Here is a 16242-nt window from a genome sequence, read left to right as displayed (position 1 = left end):
TTTACCAGGAAAGCGATTTGATCGGGGCCGGTTCTTTCATGACGATAAAACCGTAATCGCCCAGGAGGTATATCCGGTAAAACGGGCTCTCCACCAGCGGCGTGAAATGCTGATACCCCACCCGCGTCGCATTGCGCCGCTCCCGTTCCGCCACCACGTTGGAAATGCCCACCTTGGGCAGGTTTTCCGCCAGCATGTAAAAGTCGATGTTCAGTAGATAGTGCAACACCGGCATCTGCTTGAATGAGCCGGCGGCCCCCAGCAACCAGTGATCGGAATAGGTCACCGACATGTAAATGCGCTTGGCCTCGCGCAAGGCGGGATGACTGCTGATATCGCGCTCAAGGCTGTACAGCGCGCTGGTGGCGAAGGTCTTCTGCATCGTCAGCACCCGGCCATAGGCAAACGACAGCGAGAGCATTGCCACCAAAGGCACCAGCAACAGCAGCGGCAATCGCTCATGCACGGACGCCAGCGCCAGATGGCTCAGATAGAACAGCAGCACCAGCAACACCGCAAAACCCATCAGGGTTCTGGCACCTTCGTTGAAGTCTCGAAAGATCAGTGCCACACCCGATACCAGCAGCATCACCACCGGCACTGTCAGCCCGCACAGCAGGCCGATCAACACTCGCTTCGGCCCGCTTTCCTGGCGTCGGGCGACGTTCCTCCCCAGGTGAACCGCCCCCGCAATGGCACACAGCAATAGCCCGGCGAACACCCAGGCAAATCCGCCATGGAACAGCAGCACGACTTTTTCCAGGACCCGGCCAATGTTGACGTCGATTTGCAGCAAGGGCCGGGCCGACAGGTTGAGCAACAAGGTGCGATTGTTCCCCATGAACGGATAGGCCGTAACGCCGTAAATCAGCCAGCCCAGCGCCACTTGGGCAAACTTCCAGCCAATCAGGGCGCCCCACTGCGGCCAAGGCATTTTGTCGTCGGCAGCCCTGAGCAACTCAAGACAACAAAGCCCGAGAAACACATTCAGGCTGATCTGATACAACCCCAGCGCCAGCGCAATCAGAAACGAAGGCACCAGCCATTGCACGTTGCGCGAAGGGTGGCGAAAGGTGATGGCGTAGATCACCGCCACCAGACTCAAGGCCATGGGTGCGCCGTCGTATTGGTAGGACAGGTTTTGCAGGAAGAACGGGTTGTACCAGAGTGGCAACAGCACCAGGCAGCCAACGATGGTCGGCTGGCGATAGTAATGAAACGTCAGGCTAGTCAATGCCGAGGACATGGCCAGGGTGGCGATCAACAACGGCAAGGGAAAGATATTCGGCGCGCCATTGCTGAAGGTCAGTGCGTTGTAGAACAACTCGGCGAACACTCGCCCCTGCTCTGCCCAGGCCATGCCGGCCGAGAGCGAGCGCCAGTTATCATCGATGTAGGGATAGTCCGCGAGGATCAGCGGCACGACATACACAAACGTCGCGAGCAGAAAAAACAGCCAGACCTGGCGTCTGCCGAGTTCTTTGACGAAAAAATCACTGGACCTGCCCATGCTACGGCCCGCGCTGCGCTTTGCCGCCGACGATGTCTTTGACCACATACCGGGGCCGATGCTTGGCCTCGATGTAGATCCGTCCGATGTACTCGCCCAGGATGCCGATACCGATCAATTGCACGCCGCCGAGAAAGAGAATGGCGGTCATCAACGAGGGATAGCCGGGCACGTTGTTGCCGTTGAAAATCTTGTCCAGCACCATGTACACCGCATACAGCACGGCGAAGATCGAGATCATGCCACCGACATACGTCCACAAGCGCAAGGGCACGGTGCTGAACGACGTCACGCCTTCCAGCGCCAGGTTCCACAGTTTCCAGCCGTTGAACTTGCTGTTCCCCGCCACGCGCGGCGCTCGCTCGTACTCCACCACCACGGTGTTGAACCCGGCCCAGGACAGCACGCCTTTCATGAACAATTGATGCTCCGGCAGGGTGCGGATCACGTTGACCACCTTGCGGTCCATGAGGCGGAAATCCCCGACGTTCTCTTCGATCGGGGTGTACGAAATTCGATTCAACAGATGGTAGAACAACGACGCACTACGCCGTTTCAGATAACTGTCGGAATTGCGGTCCCGGCGCTTCGCCAGCACCACGTCCGCGCCTTTGAGCCATTGCTCGATCAGCAACGGGATCACGTTGATCGGGTCCTGCAGGTCGACGTCCATCGGGATCACCGCATCGCCGGTGGCGTATTCCAGGCCGGCGAACAGCGCCGGCTCCTTGCCGAAATTGCGGGAAAAATTGATCAACATGACCTGATCGTCCGCCTGCGCCAGTGCGGTGGCGCGTTCGGCCGTGCCATCCGTGCTGCCGTCATTGATGAAGACGATTTCCACCTCGGCATCACCAAGCTTCAACTCGCGTCGCACGGCACCATAGAACAACTCGATCGCCTGTTCTTCGTTGAACACCGGAACGATGAGCGAGATCTTCATGCATTGCGCCTGCGAAACACCACGTACTTGGAAAACAGGAAGCCCAACACCAGACTCAACGCCGAAAACAGCGCCACGGTCAGCAAGCCGTGCAACCGCCACAGGTCACCGGCATGACCGACGCCATAACTCAACGCCCCCATGGCGGCCATGAACAGCAGATAGCCACCGACCGATACCTTTCTGTCAAAGGTATAAAGCGCATTCATGTAGAAGGAAAACGAAGCGGCAACGCAGAAGGCCGCCAGATTGCTGGCAGCCTGACGCAGACCCGCCGCCACGCTCAGCAGGAAGAAAATCTGCCAATGAATGAGGGTGTTGGCGACCCCGATCACCGTGTAGCTGGAAAAGCCTTTCCACAAACGTCTCATGATGAAATCCCTGGCTGAGCACGCTGCACATTTCCTCAATCATTTGAGCCTGTCTACTGTCAGAAATCGCAGGTATGACGACCTTTCAGACCAGTGGTTAAGCACTGCATCAACATCCCGAAATACCCCGACTTTGCAATTACCGGTGAATCGGTCCACCCTGCGCGCCGCCAATGTGCGGCACGCAATCTTTCGCGCCTTGGCGACTTCTTTGTTCAACACCCGTTTACGAGCCTGCCGTCATGACGCTAGCACGCGATCACCGGATCGACTTTTTTCGTGGTCTGGCACTGATCTTCATCTTTTGGGATCACGTGCCCCACAACCCTTTGGGCCAGATCACCCTGCGCAACTTCGGCTTCAGCGATGCCGCCGAAGTCTTCGTGTTCCTGGCAGGTTTCGCGGCCGTGCTGGCCTACGGCAAGATCCTCGCGCGCGACGGCTACCTGATCGCCTGCGTGAAGATCCTGCGGCGTGCGTGGGTGCTTTATGTGGTGCACATCTTCCTGTTGGCGATGCTGATGGGCATCGTGTTTTTCGCCAACAGCCACGTGGAAACCCGCGACCTGGTGGAAGAAATGGGCATGCATCACTTCATCAGCGATCCACAGCAGGCGCTGATCGATGAACTGTTGCTGCGCTTCAAACCGAACCTGATGGACCCGCTGCCGCTGTACATCGTGCTGCTGGCCGGGTTGCCGCTGGTGCTGCCGATGCTGGTGCGCAAGGCCTGGGTAGTGGTGGCCATGTCGCTGGCGGTGTACCTGACGGTGCCGTTGTTTGGCTGGAACCTGGCCGCGATCAAGGACGGCGTGTGGTACTTCAACCCCGTCGCCTGGCAACTGCTGTTCGTGCTGGGTGGCGCCGCCGCGATTCACGCACAGCGCCCACGCGTGCCGGATACCCGGCCATTGCTGCGCCAGCCGCTATTCATGACTGCGGCGCTGTACGTGGCCTTTGCCGGGGTGCTGACCGTCGCATGGCGCTGGCCACACCTTCACGACGCGTTGATGCCGGCCAGTTTGGGCAATCTGTTGTACCCGATCAGCAAGACCAACCTGTCGCCCGCGCGCCTGCTGCACTTCCTGGCACTGGCGTACGTCACGGCGAAAGTGCTGCCCGACACCGGCTGGACACAAAACTGGCTGGCGCAGCAAAGCTGTCGCATGGGGCGTTTCTCATTGGAGATTTTCTGCCTTGGCGTGCTGCTGGCGCCCTTGGCGGACATGGTCAACGCCATGACCGACGATGCCTTCGCCATGCAGACCTTCACGGCGCTGGTGGGCGCCGGGTTGATGGCGTTGCTGGGGGCGTGGCTGGAATTCAACAAGCGTTTGAATCGACCCTTGCAAACCGTGCCCGCCTGATACAAAAAAACCGTAACCCTTGTAGGAGCTGGCTTGCCAGCGAAAGCGGTGGGCCTGCCGGCAACAATGTTGAATGTTAAGCCGCTATCGCTGGCAAGCCAGCTCCTACAAAGGTAATGCGAGGCCAACAGGAAAAAATTGGATCCACGATATTTGGAGGGTCACAATTTTTTCACCATTGCCATCCACCGTCTAAGCTTCAGACAAGTCCGATCAATCTGCGTGAATGGATCAGTCGACTATGGGCGCGTTATGGCAAACCGATTCGAGTAAAACTGTGGTCCCGACTGAACGAGTGGATGACGAAGCGCCTTTACCTGAAAAACCCCGCCGTTCCCGGCACGGCTGGAAGGCTTTCTGGTTGTTGATGCTGATTATTGCAATCGTGGTAGGCCTCGCGGCGTCCAAGGAGATGCGCACCTCGAGGTTTCAGGCCCGGGAGGTCAGCAAATTTGCCAAAACCCTGAGTTATGAGCTCAAACCCGGTCCCAGCGATGCGATTCATTACCCGGGTGCCGGCCCGTTCGATCTGCGCCTGGGCTATAGCTCCCTGGGCGAGTTCCTGCCGCGCCTGCTCAAGCGCGATTATGTGATTACCGCCCAGACCCGCTTTTCCCCGGCGCTGATGAACTACAGCGACAAGGGCTTGTTCGTGCCCTATTCGGAAAAAATCCAGGCAGGCCTGTCGATCACTGACTGCAAGGCGGCACCGCTGTACCAGTTCAACTACCCGCAACAGCTCTACTCCAGCTTCGAATCGATTCCGCCGGTGGTGGTCAACAGCTTGCTGTTTATCGAAAACCGTTTCCTGCTCGACCCGCGCCAACCCTTGGCTAACCCGGCCGTGGACTGGCCGCGGTTCGGCATGGCGGCCTATACCCAGGTCGCCAAGATGCTCCATTTGCCCGGCCAGTCGGCGGGCGGCAGTACCCTGGCGACGCAATTGGAGAAGTACCGGCACTCGCCCGATGGCTTGACCGTGTCCGGCGGGGAGAAAATCCGCCAGATGATTTCCGCCAGCGTACGCGCCTATCAAGATGGGCCGGAAACGATCAAGGTCCGGCAGAACGTGGTGCGCGATTACCTCAACAGCGTGCCCCTGTCGGCGGTACCCGGCCACGGTGAAGTGCATGGCATGGCCGAAGGGTTGCGTGTGTGGTACGGCGCCGATTTCACCAAGGCCAACGAAATCCTGGCCAGCGACGCGAAGGATCCGCAAAGCCTGGCGGAAAAAGGCCTGGCCCTGCGCGAAATGCTGTCGCTAATGATTGCCCAGCGCCGCCCTTCCCACTATTTGACCAAGGGCCGTGATGAACTGGCCGACCTCACCGACAGCCACATCCGTTTGCTGGCGCAGAACAATGTGATCGATGCACCTTTCGCCGCCGCGGCCTTGGCCAGCAAGGTCACGTACCGCGACTGGGCGACCCAGCCGACCATCCAGCCGATCGAAACCAACAAGGGCATCAGCGTGGCGCGCAGCCGGTTGGCCGGGTTGCTCAACCGTCCACTGTACGACCTCGACCGCCTGGACCTCTCGGCCACCAGCACCCTGCAAGGCGACCTGCAAACCCAGGCCACCGCGTACCTGAAAAGACTCGCCGATCCGGAATATGCGAAAGAAATCGGCCTGATGGGCGAGCGCTTGCTGACCCCCACCAGCACCACCCAGGTGCGCTACAGCTTCACCCTGTTCGAGCTGACCCCGGACGGCTCCCGGGTGCGGGTGCAGACCGACAGCACCGATCAGCCATTCGACATCAACGAAGGCAGCAAACTGGAGTTGGGCTCCACCGCAAAAATGCGCGTGCTCACCACCTACCTGCAAATCATCTCCGAGCTGCACGACAAATATGCCGGGATGACCGTGCCGGAACTGAAAAAAGTCGAGGTGCCGGAGCAGGATCACCTGAGCCGCTGGGTGGTCGATTACCTGATCCAGAACAAGGACCGCAGCCTGCCGCCCATGCTCAGTGCCGCGCTGGACCGCAAATACTCGGCCAGCCCCGGCGAAGCGTTTTTCACCGGTGGCGGGTTGCATGTGTTCCACAACTTCCGCAAGGAAGACAACGGCCGCATGCCGACCCTGCGTGATGCCATTCGGGAATCGATCAACCTGCCGTTCATCCGCCTGATGCGTGACCTGGTGCGCTACACCACCTATTCCGGTCCCAACAGCAGTGCCGAACTGCTCAAGGACGACCGCGATCCCCGGCGTCAGGAATACCTGGCCGAGTTCGCCGATCGCGAGGGTACGTCGTTCCTCCTGAAGTTCTGGAAGAAGTACAAGAACAAGGACACCCAGGCACGGCTCGAGACCTTCCTCGATGCCATGCACCCGACGCCGATCCGCTTGGCCGCCGTGCACCGTTACCTGCTGCCCCATGCCAGTCAGCAAAGCTTCAACAACTTCGTGCGCTCGCACCTCGCGGAGACCAAGCTCACCGAAAAACTCACCGACGAGCGTCTGCAGCGCCTTTATGAGTCCTACGGCCCTGGCAGCTACGACTTGCCGGACCAGGGCTTCATCGCCAAGGTGCACCCGCTGGACCTGTGGATGATGGGCTACTTGCTGACCCACCCGGATGCCACGTTCAAGGACATCGTCAAGGCCAGCCAGTTCGAACGCCAGGAAGTCTACAGCTGGCTGTTCAAGAGCCGGCACAAGGGCGCCCGCGACAACCGTATCCGCACCATGCTGGAGATCGAGGCGTTCCTCGACATTCACCAGCGCTGGCAGAAAGTCGGCTATCCGTTCGACCATTTGGTGCCGTCGCTGGCCACCGCCATCGGCAGCTCCGGCGACCGCCCCGCTGCCCTCGCCGAACTGATCGGCACCATTCTCAACGACGGCGTGCGCATGCCGACACTGCGCATCGACAGCCTGCACTTCGCGGCCAACACGCCGTATGAAACCAAACTGATCAATGACCCGGATGTCGGCAAACGGGTCATGCCTTCCGAAGTCGCCGCGGCAATGCGCGAAGCCCTGTCACACGTGGTGGATGCCGGTACCGCGAAACGGGTGGCCGGCACATTCAAACTGCCCGATGGCACCCCGCTGGCCATGGGTGGCAAGACCGGCACCGGCGATAACCGGATTGAAGCGTTCGGCTCGGGCGGACGCATCCTGAGTTCGAAATCGATCAACCGCACCGCCACCTTCGTGTTCTACATCGGCGATACCCACTTCGGCACCCTGACCGCCTTCGTGCCGGGGCGCAGCGCCGAGAGCTTCACCTTCACCTCTGCGTTACCCGTGCAGGTGCTCAAGGGGATGGCACCGATTCTCAATCCTTATCTGCAACCGGGTAGCCATACGCAGTGTCTGCCGGTTGAAATGGTACGGCGCTGAGGTCAGACCGGCAGCGCCTTTGAGGGTCGGAAACTAAACTTCCGAATTCCAGACCACGGTGACATTGCCCGAGTAGGTCTTCTCGCCCCCCGTCAGCATCTGTTCGACATGTTCCCTGTCGATGTCGAAATGCAGGGTACCGGGTTTTCGGTCGACGTAAAAACCGGGCTGGAACAGTTCGGTGCCACTGCCGTCACGCAGCAAGGGTCGGCGATTGACCGGTTGCCCGCTGGAGTCTGTCAGGCCATTCGGTAACGTGACACTGACATTCAGCGGAACCCCATGCCCAGACTTTGGCTCCAACAGGCCGCATCTATTACCATCCACGTTCTGGCATTCAAGCTGCATCTTGAAGCGCGAGGAGGCGGAAATATTGAAAGTCTGATCGCGGAACAACCGCGTCGGTTTGCGTCCCTGGTTCAGCCAGGCTTGCCAACCGCCTTGAGGCAGCAGCACGACCTTGTTTCCGCCAGGGGGGATTTCGACATTCAGCGTATGCTCCACATCCAGCGTCACGTTGAAGGTCAGGTTGTTGTCACGGGGGATCATTACATCGCCGAAGTCGAAGTCCTGACCGGGGCCAATCGAATAATTGATCGAACCGGTGTATTGCCCAACCGCCATGGTCAGCGGGTTCGGCGTTTTGATCTCGTAGGCGTACTCAAAAAGATCAAAAATCATCGAAGGCACCTCAAACAATGCTGTGCGGCCACAGGCTCCCACGCCTTGGGGGATGATCCAGAACCAGAGCATGTAGAGATGATTGCCCGCTGCATATCCAGTACTTTGGCAAGGCGCAGGCGCGTTTGGCCAAATGTTCCAGCGCGGCCCCCATGCTTCGGTCCCGGGTGGATAGGCAGGCCAGGACTTGGCGCCAATGCCGGCGATACGCATTTCCACTGTCTGAACATCACCCGTCTTCGTGTTGACGACTTGCAGAGCACGCCACTCCGAGGGAACGCTGGCCATGAAGCCTTCCCGTGGGTTCTCATGATTGGCCGGGATGGGTTTGATGGAGTCAAAGATAATATCGGCCGTGCGAATGCTGAAAATCCCCAAATCCTTGCATCGCTGAGGGATATGCCCCGGACAGACGCCACTTTCCGGCGTGGTATTGGTGAACTTATTAATCAATGGGTTCGAAGGGTCAGGCCTGAACACAGCGGTAATGTTTTGCACCGCAGCGTCTGCCGTCGCCATGTAACCACCTGCCAATACAACACTGCTCAGTAGCCATTTTGCCCCTTGCGGAAGCTTATTGATCAAGTTCACTTTTAAACCCGTTAGATTGAGCATCTCTGAACACTTTCGCCGCTTGTAAGTAAAAAATGATCAAGGCGCGATGGCTTCGAAAATCATATGGACGTTGCCGTAATAATCACCCGCCTTATACCCGTCTCCCGGTTTAACGGCGGCAATTTCCAGACCTACGCGCTTTCCCGCTCGACCCTCCACTTCCGACACAACTTCGTCAGGATCCAGCGTGAGTCTTTTATTGTTGAACTTGACGATCAATGGAATATCGTCAGTTTCCCTGCCATTACTTAGATAGGGTTCGAAATGCAAACGAGCCGAGATAGCGCCATTTTCGTTTTTGACATCAAACTGTTTACGCAGCGAGCTCAGTTCGGAAGTGACAGGGTTCCAGTTCAGGCGTTGTTCCAGGTGAATCCAGTCAGGATCTGAGGGTATTACATGAAACGCGGCGGTCGGGATGGTGACCGAGACATCGAAGGTTTCGCTAATCCTGATTGCAAAAGCGCAGGTACTGGTGAGCGCCAACATCATCATTGAAATTGTAGTCAATATAACTTTAAACATAGTGTTCACCTGTCACTGGCTCGTCGAGGCCCGACTTGAAGAGTACATGGAGCCGCGCATCATCCCTTTATCTCCAGCTTCTTCGTCGCCGAACCTTCAATCATGGTGAAGCGGTATTCACGGCCAACTTGTTTATCGAACTGAAAAGTCCGCCCCGCCAGAATGTGATGTTTAGTGGTGGGCTGGCATTCGCTTTCGTTTTTCACTGAACAGTCCTTGAATTCGTCAATCACCACGACACTATTGCCGTTATTGCGAATCTCGTACTTTCCCGGACCGTTATTGATCACACTGTCATAGCGCGTTTCTTTGGGTCGCACGAAAAACACCGTGCCGTACCCGGCCAATACGTTGACACCGGCAGACAATCCCTTTTTGTATTCGTCACGCTCTTCGGCCGACACCGCGAATTCATCTTCCTTTTCCGGAACCACCGGTACGAAGCGCACACGGAAATAACGCTCTTTTTCCCGCTCGCCCATGTACAGCAGACGCGTGCCCTGCATGCCGTTGGCCGGCACGATCAACCGCGCCGGGCTGGCCATCAGGCCGTCTCTGGCGCTCGCATCGGCCTGGGTGGTGAGCGGAATTTCCCGCGATGTGCCATCGGCGTCGTAGACGATTTCAAGGATGTTCACCTTCACAAACGCCGTGCTGTCGCCGCCATTGAAGACGCGTTTCAAGTAAGTACTTTTATCACCGTCCAAATAGTCATAAACCACGCCGACATTAATCTGCGGACCTGCAAGTGCGACATGGGGCAATAACGTAAAACCAAAGACTGCCAATAACCGTTTCATCATGCTCAACCTTAAAAGTGTCAAATAAAAAAAATGTTTGAACTTCATGACTTGGAAGACAGATCAGCCCGCGCTTTTTTCAGCCTTATAAGTCGCATCCGCCAACGTGTCCGGCGTACACCGCAGATCCCCGATCATCAGCACATTGTTTTCACTGCGCGCATTGGCCGTATCGAGTCGGAACTGGCACAGCAACTGATCACCATGTCGCACTTCGAGGGTTGGCGAACCGGCATTCATTTCCATGGAGAAGAACCCATCGACTTCACTCACCCCACGGCTGGCATGGTTGATCACGTGATGCCCCTTGAGCGGCTTGCCCTGCGGGTCGATCAAACGACCGAGGACGGTCAGGGTTTTGCTGACGGTGATCTTGCGGTAGTCGACGCCGCCCTTGTTCAGGTGATAGCGGGTGCGTGGCGGCTGGATGCTGGCGGCTGGCGGGTGGTTGCCTTCGAAATCGAAGCTCACCGAGCTGTTCTTGTAGGCGGTGATCGGGATGAAATTACGCCCCGGTCGCAGGCTGGCGCTGCCACCGCTCAAGTCGTCGGCCCGCAGGGCGATGTCATCGATGTCGGACTCGACGTCGACAATCATCCCGGCGCCGGAGCCGTGATGCTGGCTGGTCATGACGATTCGCTCGCCGCCCACGGCCACGGTGCTGTCGAAGTTCAAACCACCGGTGAGGTTGTCATTGAACGAGGAACGCTGGACGAAGGCATCGCCATTGAAGGCGTCGTTGCGGAAATTCGCGGTACCGGACAGGCCGACGCCGTAGGTATCGGTAATCGTCGTGGCCGATACGCTTTGCAGTACATGGTCCTGCAAATCCTTGCGGTAAGTGAGCGAGGCATTATTGTCGCGGCCACCGTCACGGGAGGTGCGCGTACCGATGCTGCCGGACCACTGCTCACCCGGCCCGCCGAGTGCCAGGCTGACGCTCAGATCGACGCCGCGATTGCGTGTGTCGCCACTGCTGAAACTGCCGGGACGATCGAACACCGAGAAGCGCCAGTTGGCATCGCTGCCGAACAGATTGCCACGCTGGGTCCAGCCCAGATCGACACCAACGCCTTCGACATTGCCATCGCTGTGCGAGACTCGGCCATTGACCGAACTTTTGCTGCTGAGCCGATGGTTCACTGACAACGAAGAACTGCTGGTCTGGCCGATGAACACATTGCGCTGACGCACCCGCGTGCCGTCGGGCAAGGTTTCGAAGGTGTTGGTGGTGTCCAGCCAACTGCGGCTATGGGTGGCAAACACGCTGCCGGCGCCATAGTTGTACATCGCTTGCAGGTCCATGCCGGTGCCGTGGTCTTCGGTCTCATAGACGTTGGCGAACAGGCTGGTGTTGTTGGCCAGGGTCCAGTCGACCGAGGTGCCGTATTGCATCTTGTCCCGCACCTGGCGACCCGACACCCCGAGAATCACCCGAGGGTGCAGCAGGAAATTGACGGCGGCACCGGCGGTCAAGTCGCCGTAGGCCCGCTCGTCGTAGTTGCTGAGCAATTTACTTTCCTGCCCGGCGAACAGGTTGTAGCGCCAGCGGCTGTCCTGGTTGCGCCAGTTGGTGGGTTTGTACACCAGCTCCTGGGTGGTGGAGGTGATTTGACCGTCTTCGATCAGGCGCACTTCCACTTCGTAGATCCCGCCCGGCAAGGGGCGCGTATCGAGCGTTTGCAGACCGGCATCGACCGGTTGAGTGTTGATCAGCAAACCGTTGCGAAAGATCTCCACCGACGCCTGGCGGTTGGCGGTGACATAGATCGGATAAACAGCGGGTTGGGGGGTGTTGATGGCCAGGCTGTCGGAGCTGCCGTACATCAGGCCCGCCGCAATGTCGGGGCTGGCGCCGAATGAACGCGGCTGACGGCTCAGGCCTTCGGAATTGGGGGTGAAATAACCCAGGCGAAAGAAGCTGCCTTCGAGCTCGCGCTGGGTATAAAGCTCGTGCACCGCGTGGTAGAGCTTGTCGTCCGGGCCACCGAGGCGGGCCAGTTGCATGTTCACACTCTGGGTCCAGTTGCCCAGGCTGCTGCTGGCTTCCAGGCCATAACGCCCGCCCAGGTCCTGTTCCTGGCCACCGTTGAGGTTCAACTGGTTGCGCACGATCAAGCCGCTGCTGCCGCCCTCGGGCAGATCGTAATAACGCTTGGCATCGGTGTTGCGCTCGGCGTTTTCGGTGGCAATCGACACCAATGAATTCTGCAAGTTGTAATGCACGGCCAGCATCTGTTCCGGGCAACTGCCCTGGCAAGCGCCCAAAGCCACGCCTTTCTTTAAATAGGTGGCCCAGGTTTCACGTTCGCTGGCAGAAATATTACTGTCGCCAACATCTGCAAATTCGAGCAGGGTGATTCGATCATCGCGGGATAACACGATCATCGCCTCACCTAAAAATTGTTGATCAAGTTCCACTCGAACAGCCAATGGCACATCGAAAAAGTGCTCTTCGAAGTCCGCCGGCAGACCTTTGGCTTGAGCCAGCAAACTTCGGGGTGTGGTGCCATTGTTAGTTGGCGAAGCTAATGCACTTGCGCAGAAAAAAAGTGCGAGTGCAGCCGCGATGGGAGTCATCGGGAACATGAACGGGATACTCTGTGTTTGAACGATCGATCCAGTAAAAATCCCGGCCGACAGGTGCAATGACCTGCCGACCGGTAAACCGTACCCGATGAGACTTGCTCTCATCAGGCGTCAAGCAACATCAAGGTGTAGGAAGGACCGCATCGAAGCGCATGGCGACGACGCCGCTGTACTCACCTGCCTTATAGCCACCGGTCGCAGGCTTGGTAGGAGCGACCACCAGTTCAACACGCTTGCCTGGGGTGGACTCGGCATCGCCAACCACTTCCACCGCCGTAGAATTGTTCAGCGGCTTGCCGTTGAACGTCACGGCCAACGGGATCTTTTCGGCGGCGACACCGTTGGACAGATAGGCTTCCTCTTCAAGCATCGCGTGAATCGAGCCATTGGTATTTTTAGTGTCGAACAGAGCGCGCAAAGTGCTCAGCTGATCGGCGATCGGGTCGTAGCTCAGGCGTTGATCCTTGACGATCAAATCCGGGTCTACCGGCAATACGTGGAAAACGTTGGTTGGAATCGATGCAACCAGTTGGATGGCATGACGCGCTTCACCTTCAGCGAAAGCCATGGAAGAACTCAGTGCCAGAACGGCCAATGGAGTAGCGATTGCGATTTTCTTGAACATTAATCAATACCTGTTTTTAAAGAGAAAACGATTCATTGAAAGTTGAAACCTTTTACGGTGTTCCGCGACAGGGATACCAACTTTCAACGCCGACGCATGATCTGCCAACTCCTCCGGAAAGTAAGTAGGACGTTTCTGCTGATTCTGTAGTCAGGCCGGTATATCTCAAGAAAGCAAAAACGCGATAATCACGCAACTAAAAGTGACAGCTGTAATACCTAGACTACATACAGTTTTTTATAAAAAAGATTACAGCGACTCAAACTAGCAAATACGGGGATTAGACTGCTTTCAAAATACGCTCAACCACAATAGAGCGATCACTTTAACTTTAAAGTTATTTTCGGACAGGGAAAAATAAGATCATTGACAGGTTCTCTCTACAGTATTTTTCCGCGTCACCTACCGCTGGTCGTCGACAGCCATGGTCCGGGAAAACGTCTTGCTTCGACAAAAGATATATCTTACGTTGTATCTAAACACGACAAGAGAACGCATCCCAATGAGAGACCATCATTCCCCCCACCGCGAACACGGTGACGGCCGCGACGGGTTCGAGAAGCGCCCCGCCCGCGAGCGCGGCAGCCGTGGCCCCCGTGTATTCGCCCCCGGCGACCTGAAATTGTTGCTGCTGGCATTGATCGCCGAGCAGCCATGCCATGGCTATGACCTGATCCGCCAGATCGAAAGCATGTTCGACGGCGCCTACAGCCCAAGCCCTGGCGTGATCTACCCGACCCTGACGTTTCTGGAAGAAAGCGAAGTGATTTCCGGCGATGCCGAAGGCGGAAAAAAACGCTACAGCGTGACTGATGCCGGTCGTCTTTCGTTGGCCGAGCAGGCGATTGCGCTGGATGGCGTGCGCATGCGCATCGAGGTCAGCAAACGATCGTTGCGCGGCCATGACCGCCCGCCCGAGATCCATGAGGCGGTGCATAACCTGCGCCATGCCTTGCAAATGCACCATGGTCGCTGGAGCCAGGAAGAAATCCTGCGGGTTCGCGACCTGCTCAATAACACTGCGAAAGCCATCGTCGACGGCCCTGCCGTTACAGCCGCTCAGGAGACCGCCGAATGACTGACATCATCGACCCATCGCAAACCATTCACCGTGTCATGCATGAAATCAAACGTCGTCGTCTGGAAGTGCTGCGGGTGGTCGATCTGACGCCGCGCATGCGCCGGATTACCTTGGGCGGACCGGAACTCGCGGGCTTTGTCAGCCTTGGCACGGATGATCACGTCAAACTGCTGTTCCCGCAGAATGCAGAGGAACAAGCGGCGCTGGAAACCCTGGTGCTCGGTGCCGGTAAAAACGATGGACCAATGCCCGCGATGCGCGACTACACACCTCGTCGCTATGACCTGAACACGCAGGAGTTGGACATCGACTTCGTGCTCCACGGCGACGGCCCTGCATCAACCTGGGCCGAACAGGCCAAACCGGGCCAGTTCCTGCACATCGGCGGGCCCCGGGGTTCGATGATCGTGCCGGACATCTTCGACAGCTACCTGCTGATCGGCGACGAAACCGCCCTGCCCGCCATCGCCCGGCGCCTGGAAGGCCTGGCGGCCAACCGCCGTGCATTAGTGATTGTCGAAGTGGAAAACGGCAAGGAGCAGCAAGTGCTGGAGAGTGCTGCCCAGGTCAATGTGATCTGGGTGTTGCGCGAAGGGGGCAAGGACCATTTGCTGGCCACCGTGCGGCAGGTACAGGTCCCTATCGGCAGCCTGTACGCCTGGGTCGCGACCGAGAGCAAAGTGTCGCGGCAGATTCGTCGGGTACTATTGGATGAACATGGCTTGAACGATCAATTCGTGAAAGCCGTCGGCTATTGGCGACTGGAAGACACCAGCGAAGAATAAACGCCCCCTTGTAGGAGCTGGCTTGCCAGCGAAAGCGGTGGATCAGATAACAATTGACTAACTGAAAGGCCGCCTTCGCTGGCAAGCCAGCTCCTACAGGTCGCGGGAACGCTGACGATCCAGTCCAACCACTACTAAGGCAATCAGCACAAACCCCGCCAACAACCCCACCGCATTCACGAACACCTGTGGATAACCCAGCTTCCCCACATCAATGAACGGATACGGATAAGCCGCCAGCAAATGCCCGCGCAACAACGCATAGGCGAAATACACCAGCGGATAAATCATCCACAGTGCGATGTGCCACACCCGCAACGTGCCTTTTGGCACCCAGCACCACCAGTAGACCAGAAACAGCAACGGCATGACGTCGTGCAGCAGTTCATCCGCCAACCACTGCCAGCCTTCGGGATGCCATAGATGGCGCAGCAACAAGCTGTAGACCAGGCCGACTACCGCGATACTCACGGCGATGCCACTGCTGACCCACGGCTGTAAAAACCAGCGGCGAGCGGCGGACTCGCGGGACGTGAGTTCACAGGTCAGGACAGTCGCCACCAGCGTATTGCTCAGCACGGTGAAATAACTGAAGAAGCTCACCAGCCCGCCCAACAGGCTGGCCGCCAGTGTCCAGCGTGAATGGAAAATCAGGTACATCTGAATGCTCAATCCGGCCCAGCCAAGAATGGCGGCCACGGCGACAAAACGACGCCGCGCGACTGACTGGATAGCCATGTTCAGAGCGGACGCTTGGTGCGCATCAACTTCACGTACAAACGCTCGACCTTCTCCCGCGCCCACGGGGTTTTGCGCAGGAACGTCAGGCTCGACTTGATGCTCGGGTCACTCTTGAAGCAGCGAATATCGATGCGCTCGGCCAACCCCGACCATTCGTAGTGTTCAACCAGGGCGTTGAGGATTTGCTCCAGGGTCACGCCGTGCAGCGGGTCGTGGGTCTGTTCGGTCATGCAGGGCCTTCAGTGATGTAGGAA

14 protein-coding genes are annotated in these 16242 nt (G+C 57.8%); 4 read left to right on the top strand and 10 right to left on the bottom strand.

Going from position 1 to position 16242, the window contains the following annotated elements; translation table 11 throughout:
* Position 1 precedes the first annotated feature (1 nt).
* The 3 genes from GPL81_RS10930 to GPL81_RS10920 are packed head-to-tail and all read right to left on the bottom strand — an operon-like array spanning position 2 to position 2824.
* Positions 2-1510 carry a glucosyltransferase domain-containing protein gene (locus GPL81_RS10930; protein ID WP_160106732.1) on the bottom strand — a complete coding sequence of 503 codons (1509 nt, stop codon included), beginning with the start codon at positions 1508-1510 and terminating at the stop codon, positions 2-4.
* Between the two features lies 1 nt (position 1511).
* Positions 1512-2453, bottom strand: a complete 942-nt coding sequence (locus tag GPL81_RS10925; RefSeq protein ID WP_160106731.1) for a glycosyltransferase family 2 protein — start codon at positions 2451-2453, stop codon at positions 1512-1514.
* Entirely contained in the window at positions 2450-2824 is a 375-nt protein-coding gene (locus tag GPL81_RS10920; RefSeq protein WP_160106730.1) for a GtrA family protein, read from the bottom strand. Before GPL81_RS10920 ends, GPL81_RS10925 begins: the two co-directional genes overlap by 4 nt.
* A gap of 242 nt (positions 2825-3066) precedes the next feature.
* Between GPL81_RS10920 and GPL81_RS10915 the strand changes: the two genes are divergently transcribed.
* Positions 3067-4191: an OpgC family protein gene (locus GPL81_RS10915; protein ID WP_160106729.1), complete on the top strand. Its 1125-nt coding sequence runs from the start codon at positions 3067-3069 to the stop codon at positions 4189-4191.
* 241 nt (positions 4192-4432) lie between these two features.
* Positions 4433-7546: a transglycosylase domain-containing protein gene (locus tag GPL81_RS10910; protein WP_160106728.1), complete on the top strand. Its 3114-nt coding sequence runs from the start codon at positions 4433-4435 to the stop codon at positions 7544-7546.
* A 33-nt stretch (positions 7547-7579) separates the two neighbouring features.
* On the opposite strand, the gene GPL81_RS10905 is transcribed toward GPL81_RS10910, so the two are convergent.
* The 5 genes from GPL81_RS10905 to GPL81_RS10885 form a co-directional block, all read right to left on the bottom strand.
* Positions 7580-8842 carry a hypothetical protein gene (locus GPL81_RS10905; protein ID WP_160106727.1) on the bottom strand — a complete coding sequence of 421 codons (1263 nt, stop codon included), beginning with the start codon at positions 8840-8842 and terminating at the stop codon, positions 7580-7582.
* Positions 8843-8878: 36 nt separating this feature from the next.
* On the bottom strand, positions 8879-9367 hold the full coding sequence (locus GPL81_RS10900; RefSeq protein ID WP_160106726.1) for a CS1 type fimbrial major subunit: 489 nt from the start codon (positions 9365-9367) through the stop codon (positions 8879-8881).
* A gap of 59 nt (positions 9368-9426) precedes the next feature.
* On the bottom strand, positions 9427-10167 hold the full coding sequence (locus GPL81_RS10895; RefSeq protein ID WP_160106725.1) for a molecular chaperone: 741 nt from the start codon (positions 10165-10167) through the stop codon (positions 9427-9429).
* A 63-nt stretch (positions 10168-10230) separates the two neighbouring features.
* Positions 10231-12756: a TcfC E-set like domain-containing protein gene (locus tag GPL81_RS10890; protein WP_160106724.1), complete on the bottom strand. Its 2526-nt coding sequence runs from the start codon at positions 12754-12756 to the stop codon at positions 10231-10233.
* A 121-nt stretch (positions 12757-12877) separates the two neighbouring features.
* The gene (locus GPL81_RS10885; protein ID WP_160106723.1) at positions 12878-13381 is read right to left on the bottom strand and encodes a CS1 type fimbrial major subunit; all 504 of its coding nucleotides are present in this window, start codon (positions 13379-13381) and stop codon (positions 12878-12880) included.
* A gap of 502 nt (positions 13382-13883) precedes the next feature.
* Between GPL81_RS10885 and GPL81_RS10880 the strand changes: the two genes are divergently transcribed.
* Together GPL81_RS10880 and GPL81_RS10875 are read left to right on the top strand one after the other, a co-directional pair.
* Positions 13884-14459 (top strand): PadR family transcriptional regulator, encoded by a 576-nt coding sequence (locus GPL81_RS10880; RefSeq protein ID WP_160106722.1) that lies wholly within the window; start codon positions 13884-13886, stop codon positions 14457-14459.
* Complete coding sequence (locus GPL81_RS10875; RefSeq protein ID WP_160106721.1) at positions 14456-15247, top strand: siderophore-interacting protein; 792 nt, start codon at positions 14456-14458, stop codon at positions 15245-15247. Before GPL81_RS10880 ends, GPL81_RS10875 begins: the two co-directional genes overlap by 4 nt.
* A gap of 93 nt (positions 15248-15340) precedes the next feature.
* Here GPL81_RS10875 and GPL81_RS10870 read toward each other — a convergent pair whose 3' ends face one another.
* Entirely contained in the window at positions 15341-15985 is a 645-nt protein-coding gene (locus GPL81_RS10870; protein ID WP_160106720.1) for a Pr6Pr family membrane protein, read from the bottom strand.
* Between the two features lie 2 nt (positions 15986-15987).
* Complete coding sequence (locus GPL81_RS10865) at positions 15988-16218, bottom strand: VF530 family protein (RefSeq protein WP_095193720.1); 231 nt, start codon at positions 16216-16218, stop codon at positions 15988-15990.
* Between the last annotated feature and the right edge of the window lie 24 nt (positions 16219-16242).

The organism is Pseudomonas izuensis (genome assembly GCF_009861505.1).
Taxonomy (GTDB): Bacteria; Pseudomonadota; Gammaproteobacteria; order Pseudomonadales; family Pseudomonadaceae; genus Aquipseudomonas; species Aquipseudomonas izuensis.
The sequence above is the reverse complement of the archived record's forward strand: the minus strand, read 5'-3'. Positions and strand labels throughout refer to the sequence as shown.